This is a genomic window from Pseudomonas graminis (assembly GCF_004364335.1).
Classification (GTDB): Bacteria; Pseudomonadota; Gammaproteobacteria; order Pseudomonadales; family Pseudomonadaceae; genus Aquipseudomonas; species Aquipseudomonas graminis_D.
The window spans coordinates 112,438-136,971 of sequence record NZ_SOCR01000017.1; the positions used below are offsets into that span (position 1 = coordinate 112,438).

Here is a 24,534-nt window from a genome sequence, read left to right on the forward strand (position 1 = left end):
CGGTTGCGGCCCAGACCAAGCGCGCTCCTACAGGAGACCGGATTAACCTGATCCATAGGCGAAACCGCTCAAGCCGCCGACGGCTTCACCTCTAGACCCACCACCGGCTCATCCGCCACCATCCCCTCGCGCATCCGCTGCGCATCGACGCTGAAACACTTCGACGCGCGCACCAGAAACACCAGCGCAAAAAACAACGCCACCGGTATCAAGTACATCGCATCGTGCAGCCCCACCGCCTTGAACGGTTCGGTTATCTGCTCGACCTGAGCGGCGTACATCGCCGAGTGGGCAAAATGGTCCGACAGTAGGCCCACCACCACCGGCCCCAGGCCGCCGCCCAGCAAATACAAACCGGCAAAAAACAGCGCCATGGCCGTCGCGCGCAGCCGGGGCTGCACCACGTCCTGAATGGCAGTGTAAACGCAGGTGTAGAAGTTGTAGGAAAACAGCCAGCCGAGGCTGAACACGCCAACGAACACGCCGATCTCGATACGCCCGGCGTGCAGGGCATAACCGGTACACAGCGTCGCGACCACCATGCTCATGGCGGCAAACATCAAGCGGCCGTTGCTCCAGCGTTGATGCAGCTTGTCCGCCACCCATCCGCCGACGGTCAGGCCAACGAGTCCGGTCACGCCAACGATCATGCCGGTGGCCATCGCCGCTTCCTGCAAGGGCAGTAAAAAGTATCGCTGCAGCATCGGCACCATGAACGAGTTGCACGCGTACGTGGCGAAGTTGAACGCCAGACCGGCGAGCACCAGCCAGCGGAACGTAGGAATCGACAGCACGCGGCGGATCGGCCGATCGATTTTCTGCTGAGAAATGGCCACGCTTTCAGCGGCGCCCCGGGCCGGCTCGCGAATGAAGAACATGAACACTGCCAGCACCAGCCCCGGCACCGCTGCGATGAAGAACGGCGCGCGCCAACTGCCGAACGCCTGGACCATCGCGCCGATGGTGAAGAACGCCAGCAGCAGGCCCAGTGGCAGGCCGAGCATGAAAATGCCCATGGCCCGGGCGCGGCGATGGGCCGGGAACAGGTCGCCGATCAGCGAGTTGGCCGCGGGTGCATAACTGGCCTCGCCGATCCCGACGCCCATGCGCACCAGCAGAAACCCCCAGAAGCTGCCGACCAATCCGTTCACCGCGGTCAGGCCACTCCACACTGCCAGGCCCCAGCCCATCAACTTGCGACGCGAGCCGTTGTCAGCCATGCGCCCCAATGGCAGGCCGGCCACTGCGTACACCAGCGTGAAGGCGGTACCGATGATGCCCAGCTGGAAGTCACTCAGCAGCCATTCCTTGCGAATGGGTTCGATGATGATCGCGGGAATCGTGCGGTCGAAGAAGTTGAACAGGTTGGCCAGAAACAGCAGAAACAGAACGCGCCAAGCGTTCCTTGCCTGAGTCGATTGATCCATGGGGCGATCTCTTTCTTGTTATAGGGGCTGTCCCGGATAACGCCCGCTTTGCATGAAATCTAGTCACCCCATCGCGGCCTGTCTGTGAACATTCGCCCCGCTGATACCGGCCCATGTAAGACTCGCCAGACAATCCAACAGGGATCTCCCGCACCTGCACGTAAAGCGCGCGGTCGATGAGAGATTCCGCTACCGGCGACACACTGGGAGTTACCGCCCTACCCACTTTGCCATCATCCGGCGCACCATTATCGAGCAGCGAGCCGAGTCACGCCCTCTCATGGATCAACACCCAGGGCGCGACGACCACAGCCCACAGCGGCGGATCGCGCTCCAGAAGATCCAGGGCCTTTGATTCAGAGACCTTGCCGACTTCCCCGCTCGCTACCCACGCCGCCACCTGTGCCTCGCTGTTCTCGGCAAATGCCTGCGCAACGGCGATCAAATCCAGCGTCGGCTCGACCCACAACAGGGCACCCTTGGCAAAGAACGGTTGCAATTCTTTCCAGGTAATCGAAGCGGTTTCGCCGAGCAGTTTGGCATAGAGGGTGCTAGGTTCTTGCGTCATGGGTTTTCACCGTATTGGAAATCGGCGCAATGATAGCGCTGCCTTCGGTACCGACAAACCCGGATTCAAGTGATTGATTGCAGGAGAGTTCGCGCCAGCCGACCGGTTCGTCGATCCACAGGGCAAAACCGCCGGCTTGATTGTGTATCTTTCTGTCGATTAAGCGACATCTACAGGTTTTGCCCCACGCAGCCAGCTATTCAAGCGCTCAGCCGGCGCTCTAAACTGTTCCGGTACAGTTGGTGGGGGTGGGGCCTTGAGATTTAATCCGGTCCTGCAGCCTTGGCCGTCAGGATTATAAAAACGATAACGCAAGAGTGGAGCATCATGACTAAAGGTATTAATCAGATTTCCAAACTGTTTGCCGCACTGGTTCTGGCGGGGGTTGCCAGTCACTCGTTCGCAGCTGACACGATCAAGATCGGCATCGCCGGCCCTAAAACCGGTGCTGTGGCCCAATACGGCGACATGCAGTTTAGCGGTGCCAAGATGGCCATCGAGCAGATCAACGCCAAAGGCGGCGTGGACGGCAAGATGCTTCAAGCCGTTGAATACGATGATGCCTGCGACCCGAAACAAGCGGTCGCCATCGCCAACAAAGTGGTCAATGACGGCGTCAAGTTCGTGGTCGGTCACCTCTGCTCCAGCTCCACTCAGCCCGCTTCCGACATCTACGAAGACGAAGGCATCATCATGGTGACCCCGGCAGCCACCAGCCCGGAAATCACCGCCCGCGGTTACAAGATGATCTTCCGCACCATCGGCCTGGACAGCGCCCAAGGCCCGGCCGCTGGCGAGTACATCGCCAAGCAGGTCAAGCCGAAAATCGTTGCGGTCATTCACGACAAGCAGCAGTACGGTGAAGGCATCGCCACCGCCGTGAAACAGACCCTGGAAAAAGATGGCGTGAAAGTCGCTATGTTCGAAGGCATCAATGCTGGCGACAAAGACTTCTCCTCGTTGATCGCCAAGATGAAGCAAGCCAATGTCGACTTCGTCTACTACGGCGGCTACCACCCTGAACTGGGTCTGATCCTGCGTCAGGCGCAGGAAAAGGGCCTGAAAGCCGGCTTCATGGGTCCGGAAGGCGTGGGCAATGCGTCCATCTCGCAGATCGCTCAGGACGCGTCCGAAGGTCTGCTCGTTACCCTGCCAAAATCCTTCGACCAGGATCCTTCCAACAAGGCGCTGGTTGATGCATTCGCCGCGAAGAAAGAAGACCCGAGCGGTCCATTCGTGTTCCCGGCCTACGCCGCCGTGGAAGTGATCGCCGACGCGATCAAGACCGCCAAGTCCGAAGACACCGCGAAAGTGGCTGAAGCTATCCACGCCGGTACTTTCAAAACCCCTACCGGTGATCTGTCCTTCGACGCCAAGGGTGACCTGAAAGACTTCAAATTCGTCGTTTACACCTGGCACAAAGATGGCACCAAGACTGAAGCCCCTGTGAAATAACGCAGCCTTCATGCTTACCCGAAGCCCACTGCATCCGCAGTGGGCTTTGTTTTAGCCGGGCAGCGAATTTCACAAGAATTCCGATCCCTGAACATCTTGAAACCGCACCAGTGAACCACTGGGCTCGTGCCGGACGCGGACGTAGATCACGACGCGCGAGCGGGAAAAGACTTCACCAGTGAAACACCAGGCAGGTTTTTAGGAGCACTCAGCAATGCCGATAGATCTCTATCACTTTCTTCAACAGCTGGTTAATGGGTTGACCATTGGCAGCACTTACGCCTTGATTGCCATCGGCTACACCATGGTTTACGGCATCATCGGCATGATCAACTTCGCCCACGGCGAGGTGTACATGATCGGCTCCTATGTGGCGTTTATCGCCCTCGCCGGTCTGACCATGCTTGGCCTGGACAGCCTGCCCCTGCTGATCACCGCAGCCTTCATCGCCAGTATTGTGGTGACCAGCGCGTACGGTTACGCCATCGAGCGAGTTGCCTATCGCCCGCTGCGCGGCAGCAACCGTTTGATCCCTCTGATTTCCGCCATCGGCATGTCGATTTTCCTGCAGAACACCGTGCTGTTGTCGCAGGACTCGAAAGACAAATCGATCCCCAACCTCATTCCCGGCAACTTCGTTTTCGGCCCCGGCAGCAGCCATGAAGTGGTGATCTCGTATATGCAGATCCTCATCTTCGTCGTCACGCTGGTGGCCATGCTCGGTCTGACCTGGTTCATCTCCCGCTCTCGCCTGGGTCGCGCCTGCCGCGCCTGCGCCGAAGACATCAAGATGGCCAACCTGCTGGGGATCAACACCAACAACATCATCGCCCTGACCTTTGTCATCGGCGCCGCTCTCGCTGCGGTCGCTGCGGTCCTGCTGAGCATGCAGTACGGCGTGATCAACCCCAACGCGGGTTTCCTCGTCGGCATCAAAGCCTTCACCGCAGCAGTATTGGGCGGCATCGGCAGTATCCCGGGCGCGATGCTCGGCGGTCTGGTGCTGGGCATCGCCGAAGCCTTCGGCGCCGACATCTTTGGCGACCAGTACAAGGATGTGGTGGCGTTCGGTCTTCTCGTATTGGTGTTGTTGTTCCGGCCAACCGGCCTGCTCGGCCGTCCGGAGGTTGAAAAAGTATGACCAGGAATCTCAAATCGGCCCTCTTCAGCGCAGTGCTGGTGCTGCTCGTCGCTTACCCGATCCTCGGGCTCAAACTGGACATCGTCGGGATCAATCTCGCGGTGGTCGGCGCCAGTAACACCACCGTGCTGTTGATTTTCGCCGCGGCGTTTCTGATGTTCCTGCGCGTGCTGTTCAACGAACAGATCAGCGCCATGTGGCGTTCGCGTCCGCAGAAACAGCTGATGTCCGACAAGACCAGCAACTTCCTGACCCTGCCTTCGACCCAACGCTGGTTCCTCGGCGCGCTGGTAATCGCTGCCCTGGTGTGGCCGTTCTTCGGCTCGCGCGGTGCAGTGGACATCGCGACGCTGATCCTGATCTACGTGATGCTCGGCTTGGGCCTGAACATCGTCGTCGGTCTGGCCGGGTTGCTCGACCTGGGATACGTCGGCTTTTACGCCGTGGGCGCGTACACCTACGCCCTGCTGCAGCACTACTTCGGCTTCGGTTTCTGGGTCTGCCTGCCGCTGGCGGGGCTGGCGTCGGCGACGTTCGGCTTCCTGCTGGGCTTTCCGGTCCTGCGGCTGCGCGGCGACTATCTGGCCATCGTGACGCTGGGCTTCGGTGAAATCATTCGCCTGTTCCTGCGTAACCTGACCGACATCACCGGCGGCCCCAACGGCATCAGCAACATCGAAAAGCCAACGCTGTTCGGCCTGTCGTTCGAGCGCAAGGCGGCTGAAGGCATGCAGACCTTCCACGAGTACTTTGGCCTGCCCTACAACTCCATCAACAAGGTGATCTTTCTCTACCTGATCGCCCTGCTGCTGGCGCTGTTGGCACTGTTTGTGATCAACCGGTTGTTGCGCATGCCCATCGGCCGCGCCTGGGAAGCCCTGCGTGAAGACGAAATCGCCTGCCGCGCGCTGGGTCTGAATCCGACCATCATCAAGCTGTCGGCCTTCACCCTCGGCGCTGCATTCGCCGGTTTCGCCGGCAGCTTCTTCGCCGCGCGTCAGGGTTTGATTACGCCGGAGTCGTTCACCTTTCTGGAGTCGGCGATCATCCTCGCCATCGTGGTCCTGGGCGGCATGGGCTCGCAGCTGGGGGTGATCCTCGCCGCAGTCGTGATGATTCTGTTGCCTGAACTGCTTCGCGAATTCAGCGAATACCGGATGCTCGGCTTCGGCGCCTTGATGGTGCTGATGATGATCTGGCGTCCCCAGGGCTTCCTGCCGATGCAGCGTCCCGTCATGAAACTCAAGGGGGAGCGCTGATGAGCCGTCCACTTTTGCAAGCGTCCGGCTTGTGCATGCGCTTTGGCGGTCTGCTGGCCGTCAACGGCGTCGGCCTGACCGTCCACGAGAAGCAGGTTGTGTCAATGATCGGCCCGAACGGCGCCGGCAAGACCACCGTGTTCAACTGCCTGACGGGCTTCTACAAACCCTCCTCCGGAACGATTCTGCTGGACGGCGAGCCGATTCAGGGCCTGGCCGGTCATGAGATCGCTCGTAAAGGCGTGGTGCGAACGTTCCAGAACGTGCGCCTTTTCAAGGAAATGACGGCGGTGGAAAACCTGCTGGTGGCCCAGCACCGCCACCTCAACACCAATTTCCTGTCCGGCCTGTTCAAGACGCCGGCGTATCGCAAGAGCGAGCGCGAGGCGATGGAGTACGCCGAGCATTGGCTGGAAGCCGTTGATCTCAAGGAATTCGCCAACCGTCCTGCCGGCACGCTGGCCTACGGTCAGCAACGCCGTCTGGAAATCGCCCGCTGCATGATGACGCGCCCGCGCATTCTGATGCTCGACGAGCCGGCGGCCGGTCTGAACCCGAAAGAAACCGAAGACCTGAAAGCGCTGATTGGCGTGTTGCGCAACGAGCACAACGCGACGGTGTTGCTGATCGAGCACGACATGAAGCTGGTCATGAGCATTTCCGACCACATCGTGGTGATCAATCAGGGCACGCCGCTGGCCGATGGCACGCCCGAGCAGATCCGTGACAATCCTGAAGTGATCAAAGCCTATCTGGGGGAAGCGTAAATGCTGCAGTTCGATAACGTTTCCACGTTCTACGGCAAGATCCAGGCATTGCACGGTGTCAGTATCGATGTGCAGCAGGGTGAGATTGTCACGCTGATCGGCGCCAATGGCGCGGGCAAGTCGACGCTGTTGATGACGCTGTGCGGTTCGCCGCGCGCGCACAGTGGCAGCATCCGCTATATGGGTGAGGAGCTGGTGGGTCTGGAGTCGTCGGTGATCATGCGCAAGAGTATTGCGGTGGTGCCGGAGGGCCGTCGTGTGTTCGCCCGCCTGACAGTGGAGGAGAATCTGGCGATGGGCGGGTTCTTCACGGACAAGGACGACTATCAGGTGCAGATGGATAAGGTCCTTGAGCTGTTTCCGCGTCTGAAGGAGCGTTTCAATCAGCGCGGCGGGACGATGTCCGGCGGCGAGCAGCAGATGCTGGCGATCGGGCGTGCGTTGATGAGCAAGCCGAAGCTGTTGCTGCTGGATGAGCCTTCGCTGGGTCTGGCGCCGATTATTATTCAGCAGATTTTCGAGATTGTTGAGCAGTTGCGGCGGGATGGGGTGACGGTGTTTCTGGTGGAGCAGAATGCGAATCAGGCGTTGAAGATCGCTGATCGTGCGTATGTTCTGGAGAATGGCCGGGTGGTGATGCAGGGGTCGGGGGCGGAGTTGTTGGTCGATCCGAAAGTGCGGGATGCTTATTTAGGCGGGTAAAGCAGGATCAAGGGCGTCTGCCTGAGGGCAGACGTTTCGCCTTCGGCGAGTTACTTGGAAAAGCACCCCAAGTAACCAAGGGTGCTTGCTCCTGGTTGGGCCCCTCGTTCCTCGGGGTTCCTTCACTCCGGTCTCGCTCCGTGGGCCCGCGCCGAACGGACATCCATGTCCTGACGGCGCTCTCGCCGCATCCATGCGGCTCGGCCCACTCCACGAGACCTGCGTTCAGCCTGCACCAAAGTCGCGTTTGCGGTGTCTGGGCATCTTGTGTTTGAAGATCAAAAGCAACGGCTTCCCGGCTGAAGCCGGTCCTACAGGTGTACGCGGTGTTACTGGAGGAACGCATCCTCTGTAGGAGCCGGCTTGCTGGCGAACGAGGTGTGTCATCCACGATTGCATCGGCTGAATAGACGCGTTCGCCAGCAAGCCGGCTCCTACGGGCCCCGCGGTTGCCTGATCGTTCCACACGCTCCGCCTGGGAATGCATCCATTGATGTCGTCTGGTTTTTGTGTTTGAAGATCAAAAGCACTACGCAGATCAAGGGCTTCCCGGCTAAAGCCGGTCCTACAGGGGTCGCCGCCGGTCCCGCTGATTGCATGCATTGCTTTTCGTGGGACCGGCTTTAGCCGGGAAGAGGCCAGTGGCTGCGCCATCAATTTTGATTGTTTAAACCAGCCTGATCGTTCCCCCGCTCCGCGTGGGAATGCATCCTGTGACGCTCTGCGCTAGCTCTGCTCTCGCCCCGACAATAAAACCAATCCCATCCGCCGTCAGAGTTTTTCCAACGCTGCCGTGCTGCGCTCAAACCATTCGTTCAAATAATCCGCCATGACTTGCACCCGCCTCGGCAGTCGCCCTTCGAAGGGGTGGACCAGGTACAGGGATGAAACCGGCGTCTGGTAATCACGCAGCAACCAGTCAAGTCGCCCTTCTTTCAGTTCCTCATGAACCATGTATGACGGCAGGCGGGCGATGCCGGCGCCGACCAGGGCGGCTTTTTTCAGGAGGCCGTAGTGGTTGCTGGCGAAGGTGCCGCGGACGTTGACGCGGGTCAGTTCATGTTTCTGGTGGTAGGCCCACGATTCGCGGCCGGTGTGGTGGCTGTTGAGCAGGCAGCGGTGCACGCGCAGTTCTTCCGGGGTTTGCGGGGTGCCGTGTCGAGCGAGGTAGGCCGGGCTGGCGCAGGTCAGTTCCTGGAGCGACAGCAACGGCCTGGCCACCAGGCGTTCGTCGATTCCCACGCTGGAACGTATGCCCAGGTCGAAGCCGTCACGCCGCATGTCGCGGAAGTGGTTGTTGAGGTCCAGTTCCACCTGCACGTCGGGGTAGGTCTGGGCGAATTCGGTGAGCAGGCCTTCGAAGAAGGTTTCGCCCAACGACACCGGCACGGTCAGGCGCACGGTACCGATCAGGCTTTCGCTCAGATAGGCCATGGCGTCGCGGACGCGGTCACGTTGGGCCAGCAGTGCGCGGGCCTCGGGCAGGAGGATGGCGCCCGCCGAGGTCAGCGTCAGGCTGCGGGTGGTGCGATGGAGCAGCGTCACACCGAAGTTTTTTTCCAGTTTGCTGATGCGCTTGGACAGTTGGCTGGTACTGGTGTCCAGCCATTGCGCGGCCAGGGTGAAGCTGTTGGCCTCCACCAGCATCGCAAACGCGGCCAGGTCGTCCATTTCGCTCATGATTGTTTCCTTTCTGACAAACCGGGATTGCCGTTTAGCCCCTGTTTCGGTGGGAAAAGGCGACTCACACTGAGCGCCTGATCCATACCAGAGGAAAACCGCATCATGAAAATTCTATTGATCGGCGCAAGCGGCACCATCGGCTCGGCGATCGAGAAAGAGTTGGCGCCACGCCACGAGATCGTTCGCGTCGGCAGAACCGACGCAGACGAGCACGTCGATATTAGTGACAGCGCCTCGATCCGCAAACTATTCGAACGGACAGGCCCTTTCGACGCATTGATTTGCGCCGCCGGCAATGTCACCTTCGCCCCGCTGGGCGAGATGACGGCCGATTCCTTCTCCCTGGGCCTGCGCGACAAGCTGATGGGTCAGGTCAATCTATTGCTGATCGGTCGGGAATTTGCCAACGACGGCGCCTCGTTCACCTTCACCACCGGGATCACCAGCGTCGATCCGATTCGCACCGGGGCGTCTGCCAGCCTGATCAACGGCGCCATCGACGCCTTCGTGCGCGCCGCCGCCATCGAGATGCCGCGGGGCATGCGCGTCAATTCGGTCAGCCCCAATGTGCTGGTCGAAGCCATGGGCAGTTATGCGCCGTACTTCCGAGGCTTCAAGCCGGTTCCCGCAGCGGATGTCGCACTGGCGTACGCAAAAAGTGTCGAAGGGCTACAAACCGGACAGACGTATCGCGTCGGCTAATCGCCCCTTGTGATGAGCGCGCAGGCTGAGTAACGTGGCGGCACTTGTCTGGAGACCGCCCCATGTCCGCTGCTCGTTCTGCCTTGATGTTCGCTTTGCTGCCCCTGTTTGCCGGTTGCCAGTTGATGCCCATGTCGTCCAGTGACAGCAAGGTGTCGACCGCCGGCATGATCCGCATGCAGGGCACCCTCAGCGGTGACGGCGGCAAACTGTTCTTCGCCCCGTGCAACGAACAGCGTCGCTATGCGGTGACCGACAAGGGCAACACCGGCGTCCTGCAGGAAGCCGCTTCGGTGGTGGACAAGAACGGCAAGGCGTTCGCCGATGTACGCGGCAACTTCGTCGCCAGCAAAGCCCAGGGCAGTGACGGTCAGGGCGACATTTACCAGCTCTACCGCGTCGAGCGCCCGAGCGGTGCCTGCGAGGACCCGAACTTCAAGCGCCTGACGATTCATGCCAGCGGCAACGGTCCGAAATGGAACCTGAACGCCAGCGGCAAGGGTCTGGTGCTTGAGCGCGAAGGCAAAGAGCCGTTCGCCGTGCCGTACATGGAAGAGCAGATGCCCGAGGGCCGCTTCAACCTGATCACCGACGCCAACAACCAGCACGTCGAGCTCTATGTCGCGCCGCTGCGCTGTGTGGATCCGTCGAACGGTTCGGTGCAGCACCTGACCGCCGAACTGCGGGTCAATGGCCAGGTTCAGCGCGGTTGCGCATATTTCGGCGCGATGCGTAACGATTAACCGCTCACCCCGGCCCCTTGCAGGAACGCACTTACCCGCGAACGCGGTCTACCTGTGCCGTCCATTTCGACTGACACACCGCCTTCGCCAGCAAGCCGGCTCCCACAGGTTTTGTGCATGACGCTGAAATCCCGGCCAACGAAAATCCACTGCAGGAACGCGCTTGCCCGCGAATGCGGTCTACCTGTGCCGTCCATTCGACTGACACACCGTCTTCGCCAGCAAGCCGGCTCCCACAGGTTTTGTGCATGACGCTGAAATCCCGGCCAACGAAATCCACTGCAGGATCGCGCTTGCCCGCGAAGGCGGTCTACCTGTGCCATCCATTTCGACTGACACACCGTCTTCGCCAGCAAGCCGTCTCCCACAGGTTTTATGCACGACGCTGAAATTTCGGCCAACGAAAATCCACTGTGGGAGCGCGCCTGCCCGCGAATGCGGTCCACCTGTGCCGTCCATTTGGACTGACACACCGCCTTCGCCAGCAAGCCGGCTCCCACAGGTTTTGTGCACGACGCTGAAATCCCGGCCAACGAAAAATCCACTGTAGGAGCGCGCTTGCCCGCGATCGGCTGCGCAGCAGTCGTGAGGCCTGACGCCCGGGTTCTCCTGACACAGCCCCTGCACCGGTTTGCTGTCGCTTCGCGCCAGATCGGGGGCAAGTGCGCTCCTGCACACGTGAGCTTGTACGCTGCGACCACCGCATCACGCCCAATGTGGCTTATAATCGCGCGCTCTTGTAGTGCTGCCGGGCCGATCCTGCGGCCCGAAACCGGATCTTTCAATGTTACGAATCACCGAATTCAAACTGCCGCTGGACCACGCGGACGACGAGCTGCGCCCCGCACTTCTGCAACGCCTGGCCATCGGCAGCGACGAGCTCCTGGATTTCACCCTGTTCAAGCGCAGCTACGATGCGCGCAAGAAATCCACCGAGCTGCAGTTCATTTACACCATCGACTTTCAGGTGCGTGACGAAGCCGCCCTGCTCCAGCGCCTGAGCCACGACAAACACATCGGCCCGGCGCCAGACGTCAGTTACAAGGTCGTCGGCCACGCCCCTGCCGATCTGAGCCAGCGGCCGTTGGTAGTCGGCTTCGGCCCGTGCGGGATTTTCGCCGGCCTCTTGCTGGCGCAGATGGGCTTCAAGCCGATCATTCTGGAGCGCGGCACCGAAGTCCGTCAGCGCACCAAGGACACCTGGGGCCTGTGGCGCAAGAACGTGCTCAACCCGGAGTCCAACGTGCAGTTCGGCGAGGGCGGCGCGGGGACGTTTTCCGACGGCAAGCTCTACAGCCAGATCAAAGACCCTAAATTCATCGGTCGCAAGGTCCTGCACGAGTTCGTCAAGGCCGGCGCGCCGGAAGAGATCCTCTACGTCAGCAAGCCGCACATCGGCACCTTCCGGCTGACCGGCGTCGTCGAGAACATGCGTCATCAGATCGAAGCGCTGGGCGGCGAAGTGCGTTTCCAGCAACGCGTCACCGATGTGCTGATCGAGGACGGCCAGATGCAAGGCGTGGTGCTCGACAGCGGCGAGCGCATCGACTCGCGGCACGTCATTCTGGCGCTGGGCCACAGCGCCCGCGACACCTTCCGCATGCTCCACAGGCGCGGCGTGTTCATGGAGGCCAAACCGTTCTCGGTCGGCTTCCGCATCGAGCACCCGCAAGGTTTGATCGACCGCGCGCGACTGGGCAAGTACGCCGGTCACCCGAAGCTTGGCGCTGCCGATTACAAGCTGGTGCACCACGCCAAGAACGGCCGTTCGGTGTACAGCTTCTGCATGTGCCCCGGTGGCACCGTGGTGGCGGCGACCTCTGAGCCCAACCGCGTGGTGACCAACGGTATGAGCCAGTACTCGCGCAACGAGCGCAACGCCAACTCCGGCATCGTGGTGGGTATCACGCCCGAGCAGGATTACCCAGGCAGCCCGCTGGCCGGCATCGAACTGCAGGAGCGTCTGGAGTCCCACGCCTACATCATGGGCGGCGAAACCTACGAAGCCCCGGCGCAACTGGTAGGCGATTTCATCGCGGGCAAAGCGTCGACGGCCCTTGGCGGCGTCGAGCCTTCCTACAAGCCGGGCGTCAAGCTGACCGACCTTGCCGACGCATTGCCCGCCTTCGCCATCGAAGCCATTCGGGAGGCGCTGCCTGCGTTCGAGAAGCAGATCAGAGGATTTTCGCAGCACGATGCGATCCTCACCGGCATCGAAACGCGCACCTCCTCGCCCCTGCGCATCACCCGTGGCGAAGACCTGCAGAGCTTGAACGTCAAAGGTCTGTTCCCGGCGGGCGAAGGCGCAGGCTATGCCGGCGGCATCCTGTCGGCCGGCGTCGACGGGATCCGCATCGCCGAAGCGCTGGCCCGAAATATCCTGGGCATCACTGAATAAGCCACTACAACGCAAAGCCTGTGCTGAGACAGCGTGCTGAAATGCAAAACGCCCCGAGTCATCGGGGCGTTTTCGCAAGCGGACGTTTACATCCAGCTTCGGGCCTTACAGCGCGCTTTAGTGGCTGACGCGACTGGTGCCGTTGACGGTCATGATGCGAACACGCTCACCTACACGGAAGATCTCGTTTTCCTGAACTTCCTGCACATAAGCACGCATGGTGCCGTCATCTTCACGCACGGTGATCTCGACGCCTTGAGCACGGGTCAGGCCGCCTTCCGCCGCGGAACCCAGCAGACCACCGGCGACCGCACCGATCACGGCCGTCACGATACTGCCGCGACCGCCACCGATGGCACTGCCACCCACGCCGCCGACGATCGCACCAGCGCCCGCGCCGATCGGAGTCTTGGTGCCTTCAATCTTTACCGGACGCAACGATTCGATGGTACCCAGGCGTACGGTCTGCACCTGACGAGCTTCGTCGCGCGAGTACGAGTCGCCGGTGAGGCTTGAAGTACAGCCGCCCAGCGTCAGCGCCATGGCGGTGAACGAAGCAACCAACAGAACAGACTTGCGCATAACAGTTATCTCCAGAGGAACAGGTAGCCATTAGACTCTGCGACGCCAAGGGATGTCACGGTCCTGTACCGATAATTTACGTTTATTCAGGCGTAATACAGCAACCCGTCGACGTCTACTTCAGTGGACGACGGCGCCTGAAATTGATTCAAAGAAAAGTGTGACAGAGATCCTGTGGCTGATCCGAAGAACAGCGGTCAGGGTGCGAGACGCTCGCGCTGCCACTGATCTTCAACCAGACGGTAGTTCAGGCGGTCATGCAGACGGCTTGGACGGCCCTGCCAGAATTCGATGCGATCCGGCACCAGACGATAGCCGCCCCAGTGATCGGGACAGTCAGGCTGGGTGTCCATGAAACGCGCCTCGGTGGCTTTGAGCAAGCCTTCGAGTTCTTCACGGTCGGCGATCACTCGGCTTTGCGGCGATGCCCACGCACCCAGGCGGCTGCCGAGGGGGCGGACCTGGAAGTAGGCGTCGGATTCTTCGTGGCTGACCTTGGACACGCGGCCCTCAATGCGCACCTGACGTTCCAGCGAGGGCCAGAAGAAGGTCATGGCGGCAAAAGGACGGGCGCTCAGTTGTTGGCCCTTGGCGCTTTCGTAGTTCGAAAAGAATGTGAAGCCCTGAGCGTCCAGTCCTTTGAGCAGCAGGACACGGCAATGCGGGCGACCGTCGGGGTCAACGGTTGCCAGCGTCATGGCGTTGGCCTCGACCGGCGCTTGCTCGGTTTCGACCGCTTCGTTGAACCAGCGATGGAACAGTGCGAAAGGTTCTTCCGGAGCCTGGGCTTCGGTCAAACCTTCGCGGGCATAGTTACGACGCATATCGGCCAGACGCTGGCTCATCACTGCCTTCCTTAATCGAGATCCGTGAACAGAATCCCGATCTTAACCTCAGTTGCTGGCTTGAGCATCCGGGGCAGGCTTTTTGGCCGCGGCTTTCGCAGGCGCTGCCTTGGCTTTTACCGGCGCAGCTTTCTTCACCGGTGCTTTTTTGGCCGCAGGCGCTTTGGCGGCGGAAGCCTTGGTTGCAGCGGCTTTCTTCACCGGTGCAGCCGACTTGGCAGGCGCAGCAGCCTTGGTCGGTGCAGCAACCGGGGCCGGTGCCGGCGCGTTGGCGGTTTGCACGGCCAGCAGGGTTGGCGCAGGCGGCAAGTTGTATTTGGCCATCTGGGCAACCATGGTGTCTTGCGGCGTCAGGATAATTTCCACACGACGGTTGAGTGCGCGACCCGGCACGCTGTCGCTGGCTGCACGCGGCATATCGGCGCCCATGCCACGCAGGCTCAGACGGTTACGCTGCAGGCCGCTGAGGCGGAAAATCGCCGCGACCGATTGTGCGCGCTGCTGGCTGATCTTGAGGTCGGCATCGCTGGCGACATCGCTGTGGCCCAACACCAGAACGGCGGCGCGCGGGTCGACTTCAACGATTTTGGCCATACGGCTGATGGGGCCAAGGTTGGTTGGCAGGAGCATTTCCGGACGCTTCGGGTTGAAGGTACTGTCGACCGGCGCGGTCACCACCAGGATGTCGTCACGGCGCTCAAGCTGGAACTGGCTGTCCTTGATCGCTTCGCGGACCTTCGGCTCGTTCAGATCAAGCCAGGCCTGGGTCACTTTCGGGTCGACTTTGGGAACGATCGGTGCAGCGTCTTTTTTGGCTTCCGTTGCGCCGAACGGCCACCACCACTTGTTGGCGTCGCCGGCCTGGGCAACGGCCGGAGCGGCAGCCGGTTGAGTGGCGGCGACCTCTGGTTTCTTCTCGGTCTCGCCGTGGTCAGAGCCAAACGGCCAGTACCAGCGCGTACCGGTTTCGGCCTGGGCTTTCGCCACTTGTGCAGCCGCCGGGCCCGGGGCTGGGGCTGGGGCTGCAGGAGCGGCATCGGCGCCTTTGCCTGAACCGAACGACCACCAGTGGTCATTGCTGGCCGACGGGTCCTGAGGGGTTTGCGCACAGCCGGTGACGGCGAGGCAGATGGCGAATGCGAGGCTTTTGTTAGCTGACATGGGTGACCCACATGAATAATTGATCAGAAAATGAACGAAGCAGCGCTCATATAACACGCATAAAGACCGTTTTGGAAAAAGAAACCGCCCTACGGCTGCGTTATCCAGATTTAACTGACAGTCGGTAGAACAAGCACTTAACGGCGATAGTTATTGCAAACACTCACCCACCACTCGCACCAGACGCTGAGCGCGCGGATCCATCAGCACGTAGGGACCGAGGGTGTTGGTGACAAACCCGAACGCCACATCGCGCTCGGGATCGGCGAAGCCAACCGAGCCACCTGCACCGGGATGGCCAAATGACTTGGCACCCAGCCCGAACGTCGCGTTAGGCACCGTGGGTTGATCGAGCATGCAGCCCAGACCGAAGCGGGTCTGGGTGAGCAGCGTCTTGTCCTGGCCGATGCTGTGTTCACGGGTCAGCTCGTTGAGCAGGTCGCCGTCCAGCAGGCTGCCATCGAGCAAGCCGCTGTAAAAACCGGCCAGACTGCGTGCATTGCCATGGCCATTGGCGGCAGGTTGCTCCATGCGGCGCCATTCGGGCTTGTTGGTGCTGGTCATGATCGAGGGCGGGTTGGTGAACGCCCGCGCCGTCATGGACGCAGGTTCGCGCATCGTGGTCTGCAACAGGCGCTGTGCGGCCTCATCACCCACATTGCCCTTCCCTCTGGCAATGTGAGCGACGCGATGAAATTCTTCATCGGCCAGACCGACATGGAAATCCAGGCCCAACGGGCGCGAAATACGCGCGGCGATGGATTCACCCGGACCGCGGCCGTCGGCACGACGAATCATCTCGCCCACCAGCCAGCCGTAAGTGATGGCGGCATAACCGTGGCCCTGCCCCGGCGTCCACCAGGGTTCTTCCGCGGCCAATACGGTGGTCATGGCCTGCCAGTCGTAAAGCGCCTCGGCCGGCAATATTTGACGGATCGCCGGGAGCCCGGCCTGATGGCACAGCAACTGGCGCAGCGTGATGGACTGTTTGCCGTTGGCGGCAAACTCGGGCCAGAGACGCGCCACGGGCTCATCCAGATTCAGCTTGCCCTCACCCACCAACTGCAAGGCCGTGACCGCAGTGAAGGTCTTGGTGCAGGAAAACAGGTTGGCGATGGTGTCGCTGTGCCAGGCCTCGGCGCCGTCCTTGTCTGCCGTGCCCGCCCACAGATCTACGACCGTCTCCCCGCCGACCTGCACGCACAGCGCAGCGCCACGCTCCTGCGGATCGTCGAACAGCGCAGCGAACGCTTCGCGTACGGCCTCAAACTGAAGCTCGAAATGGCCTTGAATCTGCACGGTCTGGCTCTCCGGTCGGGCTGCAAAAAAGGCGAGCATTGTTCCAGCGATTGAACGCTTTGGGAACCGCCCCGGTTAAGGGCGTTTGCCGATCACATCCATAACCTGTGCATTGGCCTTGCGCACCGCGTCGACAAAGCCCGTGTACGGCACGTCGGTGATGCCCACCAGCCCCAGATGGCCGTTTTCGCCATCGAGCAAACGGCCAGTGACAGGCTGGTCCAGGTACTGGAACCAGTGCACACCGACGATGGAAGGCTCGGCCAGCGCGCTCTTCAGGAAATTGGCATACGCCGGACCGCGATCTTCCTCACGCGGCACTTCGAGCACCCCGCCCCAGAACGGCCCGCGATCGCGGGACCCAAAGTGAAACTCCGTGATCAGCACGGGCTTGTCCAGCACGCGCAGTTTCGCGAAGTCCACGCCATCCTGGGGTTTGAGGGTGTAAAGGTTGAAGCTCAGCACGTCGCAGAACTTGGCGCAGGCCTCGACCGCCTCGGGGCTGGTAACGCCAAAGCGGCCGCCGAGCAGCAGATGGTTCGGCGCATGCCACTTGAGCGCGTCGGAAATGGTTTTGAAATAGGTCTCGGCGAACACGCGCTGGAAATACCTGAAGTCGTTTTCGATCTCCGGGTGCTCTGCGCTCGGCAGCGGCGGCTCGAAGCCCGGGTCTTCCATCAGCTCCCACGCGGCGAGCTGGATACCCCACGCCTTGGACAGCCCTTCCTCGTTGCGGTACTTGTCGCGCAACTGCTTGAGAAACGCGCGCTTGGCCGGCACGTCGGTGGTCAGCTTCAGCGTGCCGTAGGCCAATGCGTAGCGATCCTTCGGATCATTGCCCGGCCCAGCCCAGGCCAATTCGTTATCGGCGAAGTATCCGATCAGGTAGGGGTCGTCGCGATGGTCGCGCGCAGCGATGGCGACGGCCCGCTCGGTGGCCATGGCAAAACGCGGATCGAACGGATCAGGCATGCCGCCCCACCAATCCTGGCCGGTGCTGATGCTCACGTAGTCGCCGACGATGGACAGCGGCAACGTGTAGGGCACGTGTGCCTTTTTGCCGTTTTCGAGGTTTTGCAGCGCCGGCTCGCTCCAGTTGCCGACGGTGTTGAAACCCCACGCCTGCAAGCGTTGCAGGGTGTGATCAACCCAGCGTTTGCTGTCCACAATCACCGGCTTGCATTCGATTGCAGGCGCAGGCACGGCGGGCTTTTCCGGCAGCGGCGCGCTCTGCTCGGTCGCGCTGTCGCCATTGGATTCGGTCGTGGCTGGTGTGGTCGTTGGAGTGGTGGCTGAGGTTTCGTCTTCGTCGTCAGCCGGATCAACAGGCTTTGAGACTTCAACGCACTTCGGCACCCCGTATGTGCGCTGCAAATTCGCGCCATAGAAATCGAACCAGCGGCCCTGATCGAACTGGCGGTTGCGGTTGGCCCCCGTCTCGCGGTTGTCGTCGCCCTTGCCGTAGAACGCGGCGAGCGGATCGTCGCTGCCGGGCAGGCCGGTGAACATGGCTTCGCGGCCTTCGACGTAAGTCTGGCTCTCGTCGGCGGAGATGGCATTCACGCCGAGGGAGTAGAACGGATGGCCCTCCGGTGTCACCAGATACCAGCGCTCGTCGCGCCTTTCGGTGCGGAAAAAGCCCTTCGCTTCAAACGAAGGGCCGCTGAGCAAGCCGCCGTATTTATCGTGGGCAGGACGGTCTTTCAGCCAGGTTTGCAGCTGTTGCTGCTCCTTGCCCGCCAGCGCCTTGAGCTGGTCGTCGCTTGAGACCTTCTCAGGCCACTTGCCGCGGGTGAACTGGCCGTAGCCGTCGACCAGATTGCTGTAAGCGTCCGTTTGCAGCCCGTCACCCTCTTGCACGCCGAACTTCTCGATCAGCACACTTTGGGCAACGTTGGGTTGTGACAGCGACACCGTGACCGATGCAACCTCAGCGCTGTTCAGGTCGCCTTCGGTGTTGCCCAGCAACACGCGCTGCCCCTCGTAAACCCACGGCATCGGTGGGCCGGCGCGCATGCCCTGGCTCAGCGGCGAACTGGCCTTGAGCGGCAACACCAGGGTTTGCGCCGGGCCGGCCGGCAAATCGATGCGGCTGGTAAGGATTTTGCCGTCGCGGCTCTCGATCTGCACATACACCGTCAACGCCCAGTCCATCGCGCTTTGCAAGCGCAAGGTCATGGCGCTGTCGTGACTCCAGTCCCATACGCCGGTCTGGGGGGTCAGTCGCAGACTGGGTTTGGCGACCGGATTGAAAACGATCCGGCGCAGCACTTCGCCTTCGGCGGTCTGTTCGGCGTTGGCCTGGGGAAACCCGGCATCCTGGGTCGTGACCTTCACCACGTCGGCGGGCCGGACGAAATTGAACAGCGTCTGCTGCACGTCAGGCGCGGCGTGGGCCATGCCGACGCAGAGCGTGGCAATGATGGCGGACAGTGAACGGCGAATCATGTGATCTGAAGCTCCTTGATCATCTGAGGCCCGGAGCACGACAGAGGTCGCGCGCATCCGGGCGGACCGAGTTTAAGACCCGGTCAACCGTGTTTCATTTGCGACACGGCTTCAGGAAATTTCGCGCCGGAACGGCGGCAGTGCGTTGAGGATGGCTTTGCCATAGCGCTGGGTCACGACCCGACGGTCCAGCAGCGTGATGATGCCGCGGTCCTGTTCGGTGCGCAGCAGACGACCGCAGGCCTGGATCAGGCGCAGCGAGGCGTCGGGAACGGCGATTTCCATGAACGGATTGCCGCCTCGCGCTTCGATCCACTCCGCCAGCGCAGCTTCAACCGGATCATCCGGCACGGCGAAGGGAATCTTGGCGATCACCACATGCTCGCAGTAGGCGCCCGGAAGATCGACTCCTTCAGCGAAGCTCGCCAGCCCGAACAGGACGCTTTCATCGCCCCCGTCGACCCGCGCCTTGTGCTTGTTGAGGGTTTCCTGCTTGGACAGATTGCCCTGGATGAACACACGCTTGCGCCAGTCCCGCTCCAGCCCGTCGAACACTTCCTGCATCTGTTTGCGCGACGAGAACAGCACCAGCGTGCCTTTGGAGCCTTCGACCAGATTCGGCAGCTCACGGATGATGGCTGCCGTATGTTCGGCCGCGTTGCGAGGGTCGGCTTTCAGATCCGGCACGCGCAGCACGCCGGCGTCGGCATGGTGAAACGGACTCGGCACCACGGCGGTGACGGCATCTTTCGGCAGGCCGGCACGCATGCGGAAACGGTCGAACTTGCCCAGCGCGGTCAACGTGGCCGAGGTCACCAACGCGCCGTAGGCGACGTTCCACAGGTTGCGGCGCAACATTTCGGCGGCCAGGATCGGGCTGGCGTTGACCTCGATGTCGAACAGCGAGCCGCTGTCGGCCAGGGTCAGCCAGCGCGCCATGGGCGGGCTGTTTTCCGGGTCTTCGGCGGTGAAGGCGGTCCACAATTCCCAGTTGCCATGGGCGCGGGCCAGCAAGCTGCCAAACAGCGGATACCACTCTTCCGCCTGATGGCTGGCGATGCCGATATTGACCTCGCCGTCCATGCCTTCCTTAAGCAGCTCGGTCAGGCGCGTGAACAGATCGTCGAGCCGGGCAAAGCCTTTTTTCAGCTCGATGCCCATCTCGCGCATGTGTTCGGGGACCACCCCGCCGACGAATCGATGGCGCGGACGCTCGCGGCCTTCCATGTCTTCGCCTTGCTTGAAGTCGGCAAGCTGCTCGCAGGCCGTGAACATGAATTGCTGCTGGGTCTTGATCTCGCGGGCCAGCTCGGGCACCTGCTCGATCAGTTTGCCCAGGTCGCCCGGCAGCGGGTGCTGGGCGAGCAACTTGGTGAGATTCTTGGCGGTTTGCTCCAGCCAGTCAGCGGTGGAGCGCAGGCGGCTGAAATGGGCGAAGTGGCCGATCGCCTTGTCCGGCAGGTGATGGCCTTCGTCGAACACATACAGGGTGTCGCGGGGATCGGGCAGGACCGCACCGCCGCCCAGCGCCAGGTCAGCGAGAACCATGTCGTGGTTGGTGACGATGACGTCGACTTTGCCCATGCCCTCGCGGGCTTTATAGAAGGCGCATTGCTGGAAGTTCGGGCAATGGCGGTTGGTGCACTGGCTGTGATCGGTGGTCAGGCGCGCCCAGTCCTGATCGGCCAGTTCCTGGGGCCAGCTGTCGCGGTCACCGTCCCATTTGTTGCCGGCGAGCTTTTCGATCATGGTGGTGAAGAGCTTCTGGCTGGCTTCATCCACTTCGATCTTGAAGCCTTCTTCTTCGAACAGCTGGGCGGTCGCGCTCTGGGCGTCGCCTTCCTGCAGCAGCATGTCGAGCTTGGACAGGCACATGTAGCGGCCACGGCCCTTGGCCAGGGCGAACGTGAAGTTCAAGCCACTGTTGCGCATCAGGTCGGGCAAATCTTTGTAGACGATCTGTTCCTGCAGTGCGACCGTCGCGGTGGCGATCACCAGGCGCTTGCCGGCGGCCTTGGCGGTCGGAATGGCTGCAATGGCGTAGGCGACGGTCTTGCCGGTACCGGTCCCCGCCTCGACCGCCACCACGGCGGGATCCCCCGAACGGCGGCCTTCTTCGTCGGTGTCGACGTCGCCCAGTACCTTCGCCACTTCAGCGATCATCAGGCGCTGGCCGTATCGAGGCTTGAGGCTCTTGGCTTCGAGGAAACGCGAGTAGGCGCCCTGAATCTGGGATTTGAGTTCGGTGCTGATCATGGGCTGGGTCGTTGGCTCGGCGTCACGGGTGCTGAATGAAAACACGAAAACCGCTGGATATATCTTCAGTAGTCGCAGCGGGCGGCTATCATACCGCGCTAATTCTTTCTGCGCAGATCGGAGTTCTCGATGTCACCTGTAGCCTTTGTCTACGCCTTGCATGTGCTGGCAGCGATTGTGTGGGTAGGAGGCATGCTTTTCGCCTGGATGATTCTTCGACCGGCGGTCATCGCCGCCCTTGAGGGCCCGGCCCGGCTGAAGCTGTGGCTGCAGGTACTGCCGCGTTTCTTCGTCTGGGTGTGGTGCGCGGTGATCATGCTGCCGGTCACCGGTATTGGCATGATCAACGTCAACTTCAGCGGCTTTCAGACCGCGCCCCGCTATGTGCAGGTGATGATGGGTCTGTACGTGGTGATGGTGGCGTTGTTTCTGCGCGTCTCAACGCTGAACCTGCCGCAGTTGCGCAAGGCCGTGCTCTCTGAGCAGTGGGCAGATGGCGCGGCCGCGATGGGGGGCATTCGGCGTCTGGTGGGGATCAATCTGATGATAGGGGTGGCCGTTGTGGCGATCGCTGCCACCAGGCCCATGTTCTAAGCCCGGCTTTTGATCTGTAACAACGCGCCTGTTGCGCAGGGTGTTCAGGCATCCCTGGCAGGCGCGCTTCTACAACGGCTCGTTGCTTATAAGTTGCGAACCACGATAGCGCCCGCTGGCCCAACTGCACCGGACTGACCCTTGTCGCCGTTCTTGCCGGACCTGGCGCCGTCAGCGCGATAGACCACGCAGCCTTTGGACGCCCCGCCTTTGCCGCCGCGACCGCCGTCGCCGCCAATGCCACCGGCACCGCCCTGTACGTTAACCTTGATGCGGTCATTGCCGAAGGTCGCCGGGAGTTCGAGACGAACGAGCGCACCCGGCGCGCCGTCACGACCGTTGCCGCCATTGTCGCCGTCGATCCCGCGACTGGCGGAACCCCAGGTGCAGCCCGGAGCGATGCCGTTGCCGCCGTCAAGGCCGACGTAACCGGGCGAGCCTGCGCCGCCGCGGGCGTCGATGAAGAGTTGGTCAGCGTTGAGCTGTTCGATCCGCAGGTTGAGGTTGCGGCCTGGGGTCGGCGCTTTTTCGAAGGTGCCCGGGGCGCCCCGCGCGGTGATTTCGGCGCCGCTGCCCAGGTCACCCTGTTTGACTTGCAGGCTGAACGGCTCGGCGCTCGGGACGATGGCGATGCGTGATTCGTGGCCCATGATGAGTTGGCCGACTTTGACTTCGGTAAGGCCGGCGGGGATCAGGAGGGTGCCGTAGTCGGCGACTTCGAGTCGATCCAGTTGCAATACGCTGGTTTTGGAGGGCAGGCGCATGAGCGAGTGGGTTTCGACGGAGATGGTCTGGGCCATGATCCAGGGGCTGGTCAGGGCGGACAGCAGGCCTGCCGTCATCAGCATCGCATTACGCATGGTGTACCTCCGCCTGTGGGCGTTTGAATGTGTTCAGGTGGAATAGGCCGAAGAGCAGAATCTGGAGGCGATCGCGCCAGGGATGGGGGCGGCCGCGCAAGCTGGCGTTGTAGCTGATCAGTTCGATGATGTGGGTGAGCAATAGCAGGCCGCCTGCCAGTTTGAACATCAGGCCGAAGGGGTGCGGCATGGCGATGGTCAGGCTGGTGATTATCAGTAGCCAGAATGCTGTTGTCAGTACTTTCCCTGTTCCCCAAATCACACTCATGTGGTGCCTCTGCTGTTTTTGGTTTTTTGTGCGGTGAAAACGGTTTGCGCACAGTACGGTGAGGCGCGGGACTATGCCAGAGGCAGGTTACAAAAGTTGGCTGGTTTGATGAGGTTGCGCTGGGATTGGGTGAATATCCGTTATTTGTGTTTGCCGGGATTATGGTTCCGCCCTTACGGCGGGTCACTTTTTCCAAGAGCCGAAAAAGTAACCAAAAAGGCCCTGCTCCTGGTTTGGCCCCTCGTTCCTCGGGGTTCCTTCACTCCGACCACGCTCCGTGGAGCCCGCGCCGAACGGACATCCATGTCCTGACGGCGCTCTCGCCGCATCCATGCGGCTCGGCCCACTGCGCGTCGTCTGCGTTCAGCCTGCACCCAAGTCGCGTTTGGCGGTGACTGAAATTTTTGTGTTTGAAGATCAAAAGCTTCCCGGCTGAAGCCGGTCCTACGGGGGCACCGTCAGTCCTACTGAATGCACGCGCTGCTTTTCGTGGGACCGGCTTTAGCCGGGAAGAGGCCGGTCTGGGCAATGGCTTTTTTGAACATGAAAACTGAATGCCAGAAATAGAAAAGCCCCGGCTTTCAAACCGGGGCTTCCTTTGACGCTTCAACCTTGTCTCAACGGTTGATTTTGATCTCGACGCGGCGGTTCAGCGCTCGGCCGTCGGCGGTTTTGTTGTCGGCCACAGGGCGGGCTTCGCCGTCACCTTCAACGGACACGAACGAGGCGCGCGGGATGCCGGCGCTGACGAGGTAGTCGGTCACCGATTGCGCACGTTTTTGCGACAGTTTCTGGTTGTAGGCATCGCTGCCCACGCTGTCGGTGTGGCCGCTGACGTGAAGCTGGACGTTCGGGGCTTCGGTTTTGAGTTTGGTCGCGACCATGTCCAGTTGCTGTTTGTCGCCCGGTGTCAGCGTGGCTTTGTTGAACTCGAAGTGCACATCACGAATGGTGATGATTTCTTCTTTCGGCAGCACCACCGGCGCGGCGACTGGCTCAGGCGCAGGTGTCACGATCGGGCAACCGGTGGCATCCACCGGGGTGCCTTTTGGCGTATTCGGGCATTTGTCCTTGCTGTTGAGGACGCCGTCGCCGTCATCATCGCCATCCCCGTGGGCCCAGCAGTACGCACCGGCCATCACGCCTACCGCACCGCCAAAGCCTGCCGCAACCGACGCGGTCTGGAAGGCGCCGATCGCAGCGCCAGTCAGCGCGCCGCCCGCCGCACACAGAGGCCAGTCGGTCTTTTGCAAGCCCGCACATCCCGTCAATACACTGGTCACCAAAATCAGAGGTAACGCTGTCCGAATCATGCTCATACAGTTCTTCTCCTTTGGTATCGGCTAAAACCGACTGGGATGCAGTAAAGACGGGTG

General features: G+C 61.4%; 21 protein-coding genes. 9 read left to right on the forward strand and 12 right to left on the reverse strand.

Going from position 1 to position 24,534, the window contains the following annotated elements; genetic code table 11:
• Positions 1–68: 68 nt before the first annotated feature.
• Both EC919_RS25555 and EC919_RS25560 read right to left on the reverse strand, forming a co-directional pair.
• Entirely contained in the window at positions 69–1,427 is a 1,359-nt protein-coding gene (locus tag EC919_RS25555) for a spinster family MFS transporter (protein WP_133777076.1), read from the reverse strand.
• 268 nt (positions 1,428–1,695) lie between these two features.
• Positions 1,696–1,995, reverse strand: a complete 300-nt coding sequence (locus EC919_RS25560) for a DUF2288 domain-containing protein (RefSeq protein WP_133777077.1) — start codon at positions 1,993–1,995, stop codon at positions 1,696–1,698.
• A gap of 327 nt (positions 1,996–2,322) precedes the next feature.
• Between EC919_RS25560 and EC919_RS25565 the strand changes: the two genes are divergently transcribed.
• The 5 genes from EC919_RS25565 (at position 2,323) to EC919_RS25585 (ending at position 7,319) form a co-directional block, all read left to right on the forward strand.
• The gene (locus tag EC919_RS25565; protein ID WP_133777078.1) at positions 2,323–3,450 is read left to right on the forward strand and encodes a branched-chain amino acid ABC transporter substrate-binding protein; all 1,128 of its coding nucleotides are present in this window, start codon (positions 2,323–2,325) and stop codon (positions 3,448–3,450) included.
• A gap of 214 nt (positions 3,451–3,664) precedes the next feature.
• Positions 3,665–4,591 (forward strand): high-affinity branched-chain amino acid ABC transporter permease LivH, encoded by a 927-nt coding sequence (livH, locus tag EC919_RS25570; protein WP_133777079.1) that lies wholly within the window; start codon positions 3,665–3,667, stop codon positions 4,589–4,591.
• Positions 4,588–5,850, forward strand: coding sequence for a high-affinity branched-chain amino acid ABC transporter permease LivM (locus tag EC919_RS25575; RefSeq protein WP_133777080.1), 1,263 nt, complete (start codon positions 4,588–4,590; stop codon positions 5,848–5,850). Before livH ends, EC919_RS25575 begins: the two co-directional genes overlap by 4 nt.
• Positions 5,850–6,617, forward strand: a complete 768-nt coding sequence (gene livG / locus EC919_RS25580; protein WP_065992627.1) for a high-affinity branched-chain amino acid ABC transporter ATP-binding protein LivG — start codon at positions 5,850–5,852, stop codon at positions 6,615–6,617. The genes EC919_RS25575 and livG overlap by 1 nt, the downstream gene beginning before the upstream one ends.
• Positions 6,618–7,319 (forward strand): ABC transporter ATP-binding protein, encoded by a 702-nt coding sequence (locus EC919_RS25585; protein ID WP_037012216.1) that lies wholly within the window; start codon positions 6,618–6,620, stop codon positions 7,317–7,319.
• Positions 7,320–8,090: 771 nt separating this feature from the next.
• Here EC919_RS25585 and EC919_RS25590 read toward each other — a convergent pair.
• Positions 8,091–8,999, reverse strand: a complete 909-nt coding sequence (locus EC919_RS25590; RefSeq protein WP_133777081.1) for a LysR family transcriptional regulator — start codon at positions 8,997–8,999, stop codon at positions 8,091–8,093.
• Positions 9,000–9,104: 105 nt separating this feature from the next.
• On the opposite strand from EC919_RS25590, the gene EC919_RS25595 reads away from it, so the two are divergent.
• From EC919_RS25595 to EC919_RS25605, 3 genes are all read left to right on the forward strand, one after another.
• Positions 9,105–9,704, forward strand: a complete 600-nt coding sequence (locus EC919_RS25595; protein ID WP_133777082.1) for a short chain dehydrogenase — start codon at positions 9,105–9,107, stop codon at positions 9,702–9,704.
• Positions 9,705–9,766: 62 nt separating this feature from the next.
• On the forward strand, positions 9,767–10,447 hold the full coding sequence (locus tag EC919_RS25600; protein WP_133777083.1) for a hypothetical protein: 681 nt from the start codon (positions 9,767–9,769) through the stop codon (positions 10,445–10,447).
• Between the two features lie 784 nt (positions 10,448–11,231).
• The gene (locus tag EC919_RS25605) at positions 11,232–12,845 is read left to right on the forward strand and encodes an NAD(P)/FAD-dependent oxidoreductase (RefSeq protein WP_133777084.1); all 1,614 of its coding nucleotides are present in this window, start codon (positions 11,232–11,234) and stop codon (positions 12,843–12,845) included.
• Positions 12,846–12,962: 117 nt separating this feature from the next.
• On the opposite strand, the gene EC919_RS25610 is transcribed toward EC919_RS25605, so the two are convergent.
• The 6 genes from EC919_RS25610 to dinG form a co-directional block, all read right to left on the reverse strand.
• Positions 12,963–13,427: a glycine zipper 2TM domain-containing protein gene (locus EC919_RS25610; RefSeq protein ID WP_037012225.1), complete on the reverse strand. Its 465-nt coding sequence runs from the start codon at positions 13,425–13,427 to the stop codon at positions 12,963–12,965.
• Positions 13,428–13,624: 197 nt separating this feature from the next.
• A complete protein-coding gene (gene pdxH / locus EC919_RS25615) occupies positions 13,625–14,272 on the reverse strand; it encodes a pyridoxamine 5'-phosphate oxidase (RefSeq protein WP_133777085.1) in 648 nt (215 codons plus the stop codon).
• Between the two features lie 48 nt (positions 14,273–14,320).
• On the reverse strand, positions 14,321–15,433 hold the full coding sequence (locus EC919_RS25620) for an OmpA family protein (protein WP_133777086.1): 1,113 nt from the start codon (positions 15,431–15,433) through the stop codon (positions 14,321–14,323).
• A 150-nt stretch (positions 15,434–15,583) separates the two neighbouring features.
• Positions 15,584–16,732, reverse strand: a complete 1,149-nt coding sequence (locus EC919_RS25625) for a serine hydrolase domain-containing protein (protein WP_133777087.1) — start codon at positions 16,730–16,732, stop codon at positions 15,584–15,586.
• A gap of 75 nt (positions 16,733–16,807) precedes the next feature.
• On the reverse strand, positions 16,808–19,180 hold the full coding sequence (locus EC919_RS25630; protein ID WP_133777088.1) for a beta-galactosidase: 2,373 nt from the start codon (positions 19,178–19,180) through the stop codon (positions 16,808–16,810).
• A 111-nt stretch (positions 19,181–19,291) separates the two neighbouring features.
• Positions 19,292–21,436, reverse strand: coding sequence for an ATP-dependent DNA helicase DinG (dinG, locus tag EC919_RS25635; protein WP_065992603.1), 2,145 nt, complete (start codon positions 21,434–21,436; stop codon positions 19,292–19,294).
• Positions 21,437–21,565: 129 nt separating this feature from the next.
• On the opposite strand from dinG, the gene EC919_RS25640 reads away from it, so the two are divergent.
• Positions 21,566–22,030: a CopD family protein gene (locus tag EC919_RS25640; RefSeq protein ID WP_133777089.1), complete on the forward strand. Its 465-nt coding sequence runs from the start codon at positions 21,566–21,568 to the stop codon at positions 22,028–22,030.
• An 86-nt stretch (positions 22,031–22,116) separates the two neighbouring features.
• Here the strand turns inward: EC919_RS25640 and EC919_RS25645 are convergent, their stop codons facing one another.
• The 3 genes from EC919_RS25645 to EC919_RS25655 all read right to left on the reverse strand — a co-directional run bounded on the left by EC919_RS25645 (position 22,117) and on the right by EC919_RS25655 (position 24,477).
• Positions 22,117–22,890, reverse strand: a complete 774-nt coding sequence (locus tag EC919_RS25645; protein ID WP_133777090.1) for a collagen-like protein — start codon at positions 22,888–22,890, stop codon at positions 22,117–22,119.
• Positions 22,883–23,158 (reverse strand): DUF1145 domain-containing protein, encoded by a 276-nt coding sequence (locus tag EC919_RS25650; RefSeq protein WP_133777091.1) that lies wholly within the window; start codon positions 23,156–23,158, stop codon positions 22,883–22,885. Before EC919_RS25650 ends, EC919_RS25645 begins: the two co-directional genes overlap by 8 nt.
• Before the next feature lie 617 nt (positions 23,159–23,775).
• Positions 23,776–24,477, reverse strand: coding sequence for an OmpA family protein (locus EC919_RS25655; protein ID WP_133777092.1), 702 nt, complete (start codon positions 24,475–24,477; stop codon positions 23,776–23,778).
• Positions 24,478–24,534 lie beyond the last annotated feature (57 nt).